Source organism: Segetibacter sp. 3557_3, assembly GCF_004354985.1.
In the GTDB taxonomy this organism is placed as follows: domain Bacteria; phylum Bacteroidota; class Bacteroidia; order Chitinophagales; family Chitinophagaceae; genus Segetibacter.
Window position 1 is genome coordinate 610,715 of record NZ_SMSK01000001.1, and the last position, 13,788, is coordinate 624,502.

General features: G+C 45.1%; 8 protein-coding genes. 6 read left to right on the forward strand and 2 right to left on the reverse strand.

Going from position 1 to position 13,788, the window contains the following annotated elements; all coding sequences use genetic code 11:
* The first annotated feature begins 6 nt into the window (after positions 1-6).
* From EXU57_RS02100 to EXU57_RS02120, 5 genes are all read left to right on the forward strand, one after another.
* On the forward strand, positions 7-2,295 hold the full coding sequence (locus tag EXU57_RS02100) for a DUF4331 family protein (protein WP_133266501.1): 2,289 nt from the start codon (positions 7-9) through the stop codon (positions 2,293-2,295).
* A gap of 233 nt (positions 2,296-2,528) precedes the next feature.
* Positions 2,529-3,875: a tetratricopeptide repeat protein gene (locus EXU57_RS02105; RefSeq protein WP_133266502.1), complete on the forward strand. Its 1,347-nt coding sequence runs from the start codon at positions 2,529-2,531 to the stop codon at positions 3,873-3,875.
* 24 nt (positions 3,876-3,899) lie between these two features.
* Positions 3,900-4,571 carry a HupE/UreJ family protein gene (locus EXU57_RS02110; RefSeq protein ID WP_133266503.1) on the forward strand — a complete coding sequence of 224 codons (672 nt, stop codon included), beginning with the start codon at positions 3,900-3,902 and terminating at the stop codon, positions 4,569-4,571.
* A gap of 217 nt (positions 4,572-4,788) precedes the next feature.
* Positions 4,789-5,157, forward strand: a complete 369-nt coding sequence (locus EXU57_RS02115) for a hypothetical protein (RefSeq protein ID WP_133266504.1) — start codon at positions 4,789-4,791, stop codon at positions 5,155-5,157.
* A gap of 187 nt (positions 5,158-5,344) precedes the next feature.
* On the forward strand, positions 5,345-7,624 hold the full coding sequence (locus tag EXU57_RS02120) for a TonB-dependent receptor (RefSeq protein WP_133266505.1): 2,280 nt from the start codon (positions 5,345-5,347) through the stop codon (positions 7,622-7,624).
* A gap of 200 nt (positions 7,625-7,824) precedes the next feature.
* On the opposite strand, the gene EXU57_RS02125 is transcribed toward EXU57_RS02120, so the two are convergent.
* Both EXU57_RS02125 and EXU57_RS02130 read right to left on the reverse strand, forming a co-directional pair.
* On the reverse strand, positions 7,825-9,078 hold the full coding sequence (locus tag EXU57_RS02125; protein WP_133266506.1) for an aspartate kinase: 1,254 nt from the start codon (positions 9,076-9,078) through the stop codon (positions 7,825-7,827).
* 188 nt (positions 9,079-9,266) lie between these two features.
* Positions 9,267-10,772 carry a saccharopine dehydrogenase C-terminal domain-containing protein gene (locus EXU57_RS02130; protein WP_133266507.1) on the reverse strand — a complete coding sequence of 502 codons (1,506 nt, stop codon included), beginning with the start codon at positions 10,770-10,772 and terminating at the stop codon, positions 9,267-9,269.
* Positions 10,773-11,112: 340 nt separating this feature from the next.
* Between EXU57_RS02130 and gyrA the strand changes: the two genes are divergently transcribed.
* Positions 11,113-13,773: a DNA gyrase subunit A gene (gene gyrA, locus EXU57_RS02135; protein WP_133266508.1), complete on the forward strand. Its 2,661-nt coding sequence runs from the start codon at positions 11,113-11,115 to the stop codon at positions 13,771-13,773.
* Positions 13,774-13,788 lie beyond the last annotated feature (15 nt).

Consider the following 13,788-nt stretch of genomic DNA (forward strand, 5'->3'; position numbering starts at 1 on the left):
GTTTATATGAAAAAAATTTTAAATCTGTTTGCAGCCACTTTGGTTTGTGTACTGTTTAACCAAACCACTTCAATTGCATCATCGCACCGGGAGGCACCGTTGATCGCATATGATCCGCTAGCAGACAATACAGATGTTTACGCTTTCAGAAGCCCGTGCGACACCAATAATGTGGTGATCATCGCCAATTACATACCGTTTGAAGCACCTCATGGAGGGCCGAATTACTACGACTTCTCTCCGAGTGTTCGTTACCAGATCCACATCAAAAACAACGCTTCAACAACCGGCGACGATATCGTTTACCGTTTTACGTTCCGCCAGGTGAACCAGGATCCGAACACATGGTTTTACATCCGTGGTCGTAACCAGAACATGAAAACGGAATACGAAGTAGATCGCAGCCTGAACGGTCGCCCATTTGAAAGAATAGTTATCAATGGTCGTGTTCCTGCAAACAATGTCGGACCAAGGTCACTTTACGATCCGGCTGTAGGTTTTGGCTTTGCTCCCGGTTCTTATGAAACTTACCGCGAGAGCCTTGCTATCAGGGCGGTTACCAACGAAAACATCTTCTGCGGACCTTCTGACGATCCATTCTTTGTTGATCTTGGAGGCGCATTCGATCTGGGTAATTTCCGCAAGACAGGTCGTGATGGACTTGCTAAGATGAATACCCATTCGATCGTAATGGAAATTCCGATCAAGCAACTTCAGAAAGACGGAAAAGAAACGCTTAATGCGACCAGCATACTCGACAGCGATTTCATTATCGGTGTTTATGCAACCGCAAGCCGTCAGATGATAACCACTTTCGACTCAACAACCGGTAAAGAAACCCATTCAGGCAACTGGGTACAGGTTTCAAGACTTGGTATGCCGTTGACCAACGAAGTGGTAAATCCGATTGGTGTTAAGGATCTTTGGAACGCTACAATGACAAATTCAGCAGGCGAGGCACAATTCGACCAGTACCTCAAAAACCCTGAGCTTGCCTTGTATATGGACGACTCTAAGTTCGGTACTGCAGTACCGGGTCTTGCTGACCTTCGCATACAGTCAAAGTCACTTGGTAGTTTCGACTTCCGCAATGGCATGCCTGGTCTTTATACATTGAAAGGTAGCGCAGCACTCACCGGAACAGCCCTTGCAGAAGAGGCCTTTGGTGCTTACCTGTTACCCGACAATGCAAGCCCACGTGCGGTTGACCTGTTACCAATCTTCAAGACAGGTGTTCCAAACTTGAGGCCTTACCAGCTTGCAACAGGTAAACCTGCAAACAATCCGCTTGCTGCAGGTAAGCCATTCATCAACAACTTCCTGCCTACATTTGGCGACATGTTGCGCCTGAACATGGCTGTACCTGTTACGCCAAGAATGGTTAATGGAGCACCTAACCCTGAATTCAGTTCATTGGGCTTGATACAGGCAGCAGTGCTTGGTTTAACCGATAACCGTTTCGCCGGTACTTCACTTCAGTTTATTCCTAATATGGATGGTTTTCCAAACGGAAGAAGACTTGAGGATGATGTGACTACCATTGAACTCCAGGCAGTAGGTGGAGTTGTACTTGCAGCCATTGGCTTGTGGTACGATGACTATCCCGGAACAGGAAGTCCTGTTACCCCACAACTGGGAAGAACACTCGCATTTAATGCAGGTGTTACCAAAAACGATACTACCATCAGGTCATGCTTCCCGTTTGTACAAACACCATGGGTTGGCTTTACAGGTCCGCAATACATGGGTCCGAAGAGCCAGCAGGGTCGTGTTGCTGAAAGCATGCTCACGTTCAACGCTGATAAATCAGGCGAGAAAGTATTGCTTCGCTGGTCGGCTATGAATGAGAACAATGGCGATCGTTACGAAGTTGAGCGCAAGACAGCTCAGGGATTTGTACGCATCGGCTCACAAAAGATGGTTGGCGGAAAATCAACCCATTCTTATGAGCTCTTCGATGCTACACCTTCCACTGAAGTATCAAATATCTACCGCGTTAAGCTTGTAGCAAAAGATGGTTCTTATAACTACTCTCCGTTGCGCATGATTAATTTCTCTGCGAAGAGCATGCTCACCATTGCCCCAAATCCGGCTACAGACTACTTTAATGTTTATACCAAAGAACAAGGTATCAATATCAGTCTGCTGGATAATTCAGGCAAGCGTATGGCTTCAAAAGTAATCACCAGCGGATCGGCTCAGTTCGACATCTCACGTTTTGCAAAAGGCATGTATATGATCGTTGCAGAAAGAAATGGTGTTCGCGTTGAAACCATCAAAGTGGTTAAACACTAATTATTACTAACCCAACAACAAATACCCGGTTGTCTTTGCAACCGGGTATTTTTAAAAATCATCTTCAATCGACAACAAGACTTTTCCCGTATATTATGGTACCGGCATAATATCAATGTGGAGGCTTCTGTTGCGTCGCATTCCGTTCATCGGTTGAACCACAGATTGAGCGGAAAAAACCAGGCTTCCGGTAATGGATTACTGAAAAGAACTTCCCCCAACAACCCCAACAAATGAAAAAGAATAACATTTACATTATTTCACTGGTTGTTTTTGCGCTTGCCGTTACAGGCATTGTATACAACTACAACCGAAAAGAACAGCTAAAAGAAAATCAAACCTACCCATTGCTCTCCCGTAAGGCAACAGCAGCCGATGACGAGGAATGGAAGAAAACACAGCAAAGCGCAAAAGATTTAATGGCAGCGGTAAAAGCCGATGCTACTGATATCAAATCAGCCCTGAAACTTGCTGCCCTCTATATACAGGAAGCGCGGGAAACCGGCAATCACCAATACTACGATCCTGCTGCAATGCAGCAGGTAAATAAGGTACTTTCAATTGATGCAACAAACTTTAATGCACTTGTTTTTAAATCACTTGTTTACTTATCGCAGCACCACTTTGCCGAAGGCCTTGCAACAGCCCGGCAGGCACAACAGATTAATCCGAGCAATGCTTACGTTTATGGTTTAATGGTAGACGGCCATGTTGAAATGGGTAGCTACGACTCTGCTGTAATGTATGCCGACAAGATGGTTTCCATTCGGCCCGATCTCACCTCTTATTCAAGAATATCATACCTCCGTGAAATCTTTGGTGACTATCCCGGCGCAATTGCTGCAATGAAAATGGCTGTTGAAGCCGGTGGAAAAGGCGATGAGCATACCGAATGGACAAGGGTTCAATTGGGAAGTTTATACGAGAAAACAGCCGATTACAAATCAGCACAAGATATCTACCAGGTTGCGCTTACTGTTCGACCGGAGTATGCTTATGCACTTGCAGGTATGGCCAGGCTGGCCCTGGCATCGGGAGACTACCGCAAAGCGATCAGCTATTATGAAAAAGCAGACTCCATGATTACAGACAATAGCATTAAGGAAGAACTTGTAGACGCTTACAAAGCCGCAGGTGAAACCAAAAAGGCAGAGGCAGTTTGCAATCAGGTGATTGAGGCCTTATTGAAAGATTCTAAACCGGAGACCGATGATGAATCAGTTGGCCACTACTCGGATCGTGAGCTTGCTTATGCTTACCTGAAAGTGAACCAGCCTAAGAAGGCACTTGAGCATGCAATGCTCGAATACAATCGCCGGCCCGACAATATTGATGTTAATGAAACAGTTGCTTGGGTACTATACAACATGGGTGAATATGCAAAAGCAGCGCCCTATATTGATGCTGCTTTAAAGACCAACTCAAAAAATCCCCTACTGTTAAGCAGAGCCGGGCTTATCTATTATAAATCGGGTAACATCCATAAAGCAAGACCGATTCTTCAACAGGCCTCAGCTTCGAACGCCTATGTTGAACAACACCTGAAAACAGAAACTTCCACGGCCATGCAACGCATGTAGTGCACACACGAAATCGCTACAGCTATGCGTTCAAAACTGAATTACAAACTTTGCTTGCTGGTGCTTGTTTTAGTACTGGCATGTTCTAACCTTTATGCCCACACCATCAACTATGTGCTTGAGAAGGCGCCGACAAACGACGTCATTTGGTTCTACCTGAAATTGGGTTTTAATCACATTATTCCCGAGGGTTTTGATCACATCCTTTTTGTAATTGGGCTGTGTTTATTGGGCAACAAGCTAAAGGTAATCTTATGGCAGGCAACAGCATTTACCGTTGCGCATTCGCTTACGCTTGCCTTAAGCATGAAGAGCGTAATTGTTGCACCTGGCGAAATCGTTGAACCGATCATCGCACTATCAATACTATTTGTTGCTGTTGAAAACATTTTGATTTCCGGGTTAAAGCCCTGGCGCATCATCCTTGTTTTTCTCTTTGGATTAATTCATGGGCTTGGTTTTGCCAGTTCGCTTAACGAGATCGGCTTACCCAGAAACAAATTTCTGACATCCATTTTATCGTTTAACGTAGGTGTTGAGTTGGGACAGGTTGCGGTTATTTTAGCCGTTTACCTCCTGTTGGTTATTCCGTTTGGTAAAAAGGAGGCTTATCGCAAATGGGTTGTTTACCCACTTTCGGCACTGATCGCTGTAATTGCCTGTTATTGGACAATTGAACGTGTTTTCTTTACCTGACCTCAGCTATAGGTTGCATGTAGTCTGGTCAAACCAGGCATCTCGTCGTGCCATAACGCAACAGGGTTCACAGTGCATTTTCAGGGGAATAGCAGAGCCGACGAGCAATCATATCCAAGGAATGCTGCAATTGGGCTTACTGACTCGCCCAACCAAACAAATGAGTTATCAACGGCTATTTAATCGAAATATATAAACTCAGATCGTTACCACCTGCATGAAGAAGCTGCTGACATATATAGTGCTTTACGCATACCTGGTTATGTTGGTTAAACCCGTTCTTCCTATTTTTTCCGATCTCATTGCCCACACTTTCTACAGGCTTGAACATATCTCGGTTGTACACCAACACAATGGCGTTTACCATGTTGATAAAGAACTTGAAGATGCATCAGAAGACCTTCCAACCGCCCCTGCTTCAAGGCTGAATTTTGGAAAAGACATTACACCTCATCTCGTATCGACAGTAGCATATGAAGCACAAACCCCGCTTGTTAATTTAGTTCATCTGCAATCGTATATGGGCGAACTTTCTGATGCATTTACCCATGATTATTTTCCTCCTCCCAGGTTTGTTGTAAATTAACAAACACGTTCACTTTAGACTTTAATCGTAAGTATGTCAGGCCATAGCTATTGTTAATAGGATAGCTGGCCATGGGTATCGCACCATCCATCATTTGGTTGTATAATGTACCCCATCTACACGCGATTGCTGCTATTGAGCTGCTGTTTGATTACCGATTCTTCCCATTTCTCACAACAAACAGCTTATGAATCCTAATCTACCATCAACAAACGTCAACTATTACCGTTCCGCCTTAAAGCGTTTTCTCGCTTTTTTCATCTCCTTCCTGGCCTGCCTTGCATTAAATGCACAAACCATTCAGAAAGGCATTGTTATCGATGCCAAAAGCAGGCAACCTCTGCAAGGAGCAACCGTGTCTGTTGTTGGTCAGCCGGAATTATCCTCCGTCAGCGATGCTGCAGGTGCTTTTCAAATAAGGACCAATGAAAGCCTCTCGACAATCAACGTTTCTTACATCGGTTATAAAACGATGGCCTATGAAGTGCAGCCGGGAAAACCGCTGGTTGCAGCACTGCAAGGGGATATGGTTAATCTAAGAGACGTCGTGCTTTCACAGGGCATCGGGCAGCAAAAGTTTAATTCACTTGCAAAAGTGGACCTTGACCTGAGGCCGGTAAAAACAACACAGGAGCTCATGCGGATTGTTCCGGGGTTGTTTGTGGCTCAACATGCAGGTGGCGGCAAAGCAGAACAAATTTTTCTTCGCGGCTTTGATTGCGATCATGGTACCGACATTGCCGTATCGGTGGATGGGATGCCGGTGAATATGGTGAGCCATGCGCACGGCCAGGGATATGCCGATGCCCATTTTGTTATACCTGAGACAATCAAAAACATCGACTATGGAACTGGGCCCTATTATGCGCAGCAGGGAAACCTGAATACTGCTGGTTACGTTGGTTTTTCAACATACGACAATATCAGCAACAACCTGATCCAGGTGGAAGCAGGCAGGTTCAACACCATTAGGCTACTCACTCTGGCCGACCTGTTGAAGAAAAATAAAGACAGGCAAAGCGCCTACATTGCAGCAGAGGCAAATTATAGTGACGGCCCAACGATTAATCCTCAAAATTTTAACCGGGTAAACATTTTTGCAAAATACAACCAGGCTATTTCCAACAATACCCGGCTCAGCCTTTCTGTTTCCGGGTTTAAAAGCAAATGGGACGCCTCCGGCCAAATACCTGAAAGAGCTGTAAACAACGGTACAATCGACCGCTTTGGTTCTATTGATCCTTCTGAAGGCGGCAACACAGAGCGATACAATGCTAATCTTTTGATCACCGCTAACCTTAGCAATGGATACACGTTAACCAACCAGCTTTATTATACCCGGAACATATTTAACCTTTATTCAAACTTTACTTTTTTCCTTAACGACCCTGTAAACGGGGATGAAATCAACCAGGGTGAAAAAAGGCATCTGGTAGGCTATACCTCAAAGCTGGCCAGGCAGCGGTTCTACACAAACACAATGGTCAGCACGCAATATGGAATTGGTTTCAGGTACGATGCTACTAAAAATTCATTTCTTTCGAATGTTGTTAAACGCAGGTTTCTGAATTACATCAAGTCAGGCGATATTAACGAGGGGAATTTTTACGCTTATGTTCAAAAACAATTGTCGTTAGGCAAATTCCTGTTAGATGGCGGATTACGGATCGACCACCTAAATTTTAACTACCACGACAGGCTGTCTTCCATTCAATCGCCGGGCAGGTCCAGAACTATAGTTAGCCCGAAACTGAATATTCAGTACACCGTTGATCCAACCTTTCAGCTATACGTAAAAACCGGTAAGGGTTTCCACTCAAACGACAGCAGGGTAGTGGTAGCAAACAGGGGTAAGGAAATTTTGCCGGCAGCTTATGGTGCCGATCTCGGGATTAACTTAAAACCTATCAAACAGGTCTTCATAAATATAGCTGCCTACTACCTGTACCTCGAGCAGGAATTTATATATGTTGGCGACGAAGGAATTGTTGAGCCTGGTGGCAAAACCCGCAGGTATGGCCTCGACGTGATCGCGAGATGGCAGTTTACCAATGCATTATTTGCAAATGCGAATTTAAACCTGAGTAAAGGGCGAAGTATAGGAGAACCAAAAGGCGCAGATTACATTCCACTTGCCCCTGACCTGACCTCAACAGGCGGAATTTATTATAAGAAGAAAACAGGTCTAAACGGTGGACTAAGCTACCGATTTATTAAAGACCGGCCCGCAAACGAAGACAATTCAATTATAGCAAAAGGCTATTTTATTCTTGACGGCGCTATCAATTATACAAGACCGAAATACGAAGTAGGACTTGCATTCGAAAACCTCCTCAACGAGAAATGGAACGAGGCGCAATTTGCTACACAATCAAGATTGCTAAACGAGCCTGCATCGGTTGACGAACTTAACTTTACACCCGGAACACCGTTGTTTTTCCGGGCCAAACTGGCCATTTTCTTTTAATTGATCAGCAACAAAAATTGACGTTGTTTATCGAAATGCATACAGGAACTCCGGTGAATAGAATTACCTAAAGTACAAGGGAGTGACACCCGTCCGACTGGCGCAGCCGGGCGGGCAACGATGCTTAATCGGGATCCCTCCGTTCGTCACTGAAAAAATGCATAAGCAATGAAGTTTGACCTGGTGGTTGCACACACCTTTTAGCGGTACACGTATTGGACGGTATCAACGGTTTGCTGTAGCAGTAAAACCTGTCTACCTTCCAGTACCCCGTTTACGCCCCCGTTGGCATAATGCCGTACTGTATACAACGAGAGACCCTTTTCTATTTGAACGTCAAATACACCTGAGGCTGACACCGCAACCTGGTCGAGTTTACCAGGCTTATCATCCATGCAAACCTGAACACCAATCGCGCCTGTTTGGATCAGGTTTGGCTTAAGGCCCAGTTCAGCAAAAAGGTTATACAGGAAGATCATAGGCGCCTCGCCAACGAAAGAATAGTCGAGGCTCGTGAGGTGCAACAAAACCTGGTTTTCTTTTATCACTTTAACGGGCGGAAGGCCTTTCACATTTTTTTTGCTGATAACTGTTCCGGGTAGGGCAGGGTTTATAAAGCTTTTTACAAGAAGTGGGATGCCCTTATTTTGAAGTGGCTTGATGGTTTTTGGATGTATTACCTGTGCACCGTAGTACGACATTTCGATCACCTCTGCATAACTTAGCTCAGGCAGCAATACGGCATCGGTAAACTTGTTTGGATCGGCGTTCATTACCCCTTCCACGTCTTTCCAGATGGTAAGATTATCTGCACCAAGCAGGTTAGCGAATATCGCTGCGGAATAGTCGCTGCCTTCGCGGCCGAGGGTAGTGCTTTCATTTTCGTCGGTGGATCCGATAAAGCCCTGGGTAACGTAAAAAGTTGGAGACGCGTTAATCAATAACGGAGTCAGCCGGTCACGGGTAAATTCGAAATCAACCTGCGCATCCCTGAAATGATCATCGGTGCGAATGATGTCACGCACATCGAGCCACTGAGCGTTTAAGCCTGTCTCCTGTAGATAGGCGTTTACAATAACACTGGACAGGAGTTCACCAATACAAACCACCTGGTCGTAGTAATAATCGTATTCTTTTACGGGCTTATCATGCAACAGCCATTCCACTTCCGTAAACAAAGACTCAAGTTCATCAAGTGTTTTATTGTAGGTTTTAACCAACAGGTATTTTGCAGTGGTAATGTGACTTTCCTTGATAAGGTTAAAAAGGTTAAGTGCATCCTGCTGGTTGCCGTTATAAAAAGCGTCGGCAACTTTCTCGAGCGCATTGGTAGTTTTTCCCATTGCAGAAATAACCACTACCATGGTTTGCTGCTCCTGTCGCAAAATTGAACCCACTTGCTTAATCCGATCAACGCTTCCCAGGCTTGCACCACCAAACTTATAAACCTTCATGTAACATTTTTAGAACCCGGCAAAGATAAGGCAGGCATGCCCTGAGTTCCTGAACATTTCAGCGACGTTTCAGAGGATGTTCGGGGTTAAAGCTACCAATGAACCGTGGTTTTGTACGCCAGGTTTTCTTTCAAGCTTAATTAAGAATCTTGAATGAGGAGAATGAAGGTATATGGAAGTGCAGTAGCTTAGGCAGTTCCTTTGGTTTCGGTAAACACAATGCCGTGTTTTCTTAATTCGGCTAACACAGGTTTGTAAATGTGTTCACCAACAGGAATATGCAACCCGGTCTGTGTTATGACACCATCGAGTATCAGCTTTGCAGCAATGCCCAGGGGCAGCCCAACTGTTTTGGCCATTGCCGTTCTTTCGCTGTTTTCGCCTTTGCAAACGAGGTGACTTTGTACAACGTGTGCTCTATTTTCCAATTCATATTTTACCTCATGCAACATCACGATCATGTCTTTATCGTTGGGCTGTAAGGCAAGTTTTTGTTGAAGGATGAGTTGCAGAATTTCCGCGGCAGTGCAGTTGCCATTATTGATGAGTTGATCGCTATCAAGGCCAAGAAAGAACAACTGTTTAAGACTCAGGTTCGCCTCGTGCATTTTTAGCGCAACAGCCTCGGCAGTTCTATCCCGCACGTCGCCGATACCTATGGTATCCAGTTCACCATTTTCATTTACCAGCATTATCGACTCTTCTGCTTCGGGCTCCTCATTTTCTTCTGGTTGCTCGTCAATCAGCTGCATCAGGTTCTTCATCAAATCTTTGGCAAACGAAAGACGCGTACTTAACATGTCTGTTATCCATTGTGAAAAACCGTGCTTTTCGAAGTGTATTCTAAAAAAATCGCTGAAAGTCATTCCATCGGTTTCATAGATATCGGATTCATCCGTAAGTTTTAAGGAAATGATATTGTTCCAGCCAAAACAGAAGTCCGGATGCCGGATTGTTGTACGCATGAATGTGGCTGCCTGCTCAAGACCATACACCGGAATATATCCGAGAGAGTTGCGGTTGGGATAAAAAGCCATTGTATCGAGTCCGGGTACGGGCAATACTCCAGGCATTGCAAAAAGTTGTTGGTAGTCCAGCGTAACCTCCTGGCCGTCTTCTTTGTAAATCGCCCCTGCTTTTCCAGCCATAACAACATTTCGCGGGTTCCAGCTGATCTTGTAGTGCCATGGGTTGTCATCGCTTTCAGGGGCAATCAGCCCTCCACAATGGGACTTAAAAGAAGTGATGACACCACCCTTGCCGCGGATTTTGTTAATCAGTTCCATTGCGCTCATATGGTCTATCCCCGGATCGAGCCCCATTTCACATAGAAACAACAGCTGCTTTTGGTTGATTTGTGGTTCAAGGTCCCTGACCTTGTCATCGATATAGCTGGCCGTTAACAGGTGTTTAGTGTGGTTAATACAATCCAGCGCAACATGGTAATGCAAAGAGGGTGGAAGCATTGAAATCACAACGTCTGCCTTCGCAACCAGGTTGATCCTTTGTTCCGCATCTTCAATTTGCAACTCCACCCAGCTAACGAAAGCATGAGTGCCAACCTTTAACATCAAGACATCTTTATTGCTGTCTGCAACAGTTACCTGCCACGACCGTTCAGTAGAGAGCGATTTCAGGTAGTCAATGAGAACTGTTGCAGATTTACCCGCACCAAACAAAAGGATGTGCTTCATAAAACAAATATAGCCGTCCAATTGGCTGTTTACATACTTGATTCTTCCGTTCTTTTTGTTAAGACGGGTTCATACTGACGGTTTATCCGTCCCGTAATGCATTTACCCCTGCTGATTACCCATGTGCAAAAACTGGCTTTGCAATTACATTATTGGAACAAAATATAATATGATTGCGGATTACCTGGAAGCCCAAATCTTACCTGCTCTCAAGCCGTAATTTTAACAGCTGCAAGCCCTTAAAAACCAGTATTTATACCTGCTTTACAGCTGAAAAAAGTTACATTTGCACACTTTTCAAATTACCTGTTAACTCCTTTAAAATCCGCTTAAAACTTACATGGAAGAAAACATAGAACCGCTGCAAACCAGTGACAACGACCGCATCATCCAGGTAAATATCGAGGAGCAAATGAAAACCGCATATATCGACTACTCCATGTCGGTAATTGTGGGTCGCGCACTTCCTGATGCGCGGGACGGCTTTAAGCCGGTTCACCGCCGGGTATTGTATGCGATGAACGAACTCGGAAACCATAGTAACCGGGCATATAAAAAATCAGCACGTATTGTTGGAGAAGTAATGGGTAAGTATCATCCGCATGGAGATGCATCCATTTACGACACCCTGGTGCGTATGGCCCAGGATTGGACCATGCGATATATGATGGTTGACGGCCAGGGTAACTTTGGTAACCAGGATGGTGACCCACCTGCGGCAATGCGTTACACCGAGGTGCGTTTGCAACGGCTTGCCGAAATGATGTTGGAAGATATGGAGAAGGATACGGTTGATTTCCAGTTTAATTTCGACGATAGCCTTAAGGAACCTACAGTACTCCCGACAAGGGTACCACAACTGCTTGTAAATGGCAGTAGTGGGATAGCGGTCGGTATGGCTACAAACATGTTGCCCCATAACCTCACCGAGGTTGTAGAAGGCTGTATTGCCTATATCGACAACCGGGAAATTACCATAGAGGAGCTCATGAAGTTTGTAAAAGCCCCCGACTTTCCGACCGGTGGACAGATCTATGGTATGGAGGGTGTTAAACAAGGTTTCCTAACAGGTCGTGGACGGGTAGTACTCCGTGGCAAATGTCATGTTGAAACAAAACCGAGTGGCCGGGAGCAAATCATTATTACCGCTACGCCTTACCAGGTTAACCGGGATATGCTTACCGATAAGATTGGGCAGCTGGTAAACGACAAGACGATAGAAGGCATCGCCCACGTGAATAACGAAAGCAATAAGCGTGAAGGTACCAGGATCGTAATCGACCTCAAGCGGGATGCGGTTGCGAACGTGATTATGAACCAGCTGTTTAAGTTTACAGAACTGCAGACCAGCTATGGTATCAATAATGTTGCGCTAACAAAAGGACGTCCTAAAACGATGAACCTGAAAGAGCTAATCGTAGAGTTCATCGACTTCAGGATGGATGTGGTTGTGCGGCGCACACAATATGAACTCAGAAAAGCGCAGGAAAGAGCACATATACTACAGGGTTACCTGATCGCCCTTGATCACCTCGACGAGGTCATCAGCCTTATCAGGAGTTCTCCAACACCCGATGTTGCACGGGAAAACCTGATTTCTGCCGGATGGGGGCTTGATGAGATCCAGGCGAAAGCAATCCTTGAATTAAGGTTACAAAGGTTAACCGGAATGGAACGCGATAAAATTCGCGAAGAGTTTGACGAATTAATGAACCTGATTAACCGCCTGAAAGAGTTACTGGGTAGTGAAGAACTGCGTTATGAGTTGATTAAAACGGAACTAAACGAAGTAAAAGAGAAGTTTGGTGATGAGCGACGGACCGAAATCTCGTATCTGGCTGATGAGATGCGAATTGAAGACCTAATTGAGGAACAAGATGTTGTAATTACTATTTCACATTTAGGTTATATCAAGAGAACCCCGGCTGATGAGTACCGCCAGCAAAAAAGAGGTGGCAGGGGAGCAGTAGGTAGTAAAACGCGTAATGAAGATTTTGTTGAGCACCTGTTTGTAGCATCTACCCACCACACCCTCATGTTCTTTACAGAAAAGGGAAGGTGCTATTGGTTAAAGGTTTATGAAATTCCGGATGGTGATAAGAACAGCAAGGGGCGCGCTATTCAAAACCTCATGCAGTTGCCACAGGACGATAAGGTACGAGCGATCATTGATATCAAGAATTTCGCAGACAAGGAGTATGTTAATAGCCACTATATCCTGTTGTGTACCAAGAAGGGTATAATCAAGAAAACAGCGCTGGAAGATTTTAGTCGCCCAAGAGCCAATGGTGTTAACGCCATCAACATTATTGAAGGAGACCAGTTGCTTGAGGCAAGACTTACTGATGGGGGCTGCGAGGTAATGATGGCGCTGAAAAGCGGCCGCGCCATCCGTTTTCCCGAGGCCAAAGTTCGTCCAACCGGACGCGGAGCTATTGGTGTTGGTGGTATAGAAGTTGATGACCAAAAAGACGAGGTGGTTGGTATGGTTTGTGTTAATAAGGAGGACGCCACAAGAACGATTCTTGTAGTAAGTGAAAAAGGCTTTGGAAAACGTACCCCGGTTGATGAATACAGAATAACTAACAGGGGCGGAAAAGGCGTAAAAACGATCAATGTTACCGACAAAACGGGGGTTCTTGTTGGCATTTTAGATGTTAACGGAAAGGAAGACCTTGTAATCACCTGCAAATCGGGTATAACAATAAGAACTTCGATAGCTGAAATCAGGGAAGCGGGTCGTGCAACCCAGGGTGTGAAATTGATCCGACTGGATGAAAATGATGAGATAGCAGCAATCAGCAAAATTGAAGAAGATGAGCCGGATGAGACCGTAACAGCGGAGGTAATCGAAACGACTATCCAGGACCTGGTTGAAAATACAGGTCGCGAGTTAGATGCCGACATCCAGGAGCTTGACGAAGAAGCGGAGGCAGATGAGGCTGACACCGACGAAGACGATGCGGAAGCAGCCGAAGATGATACAATTGAAAGTGTTTAATTAATAATTGATAAT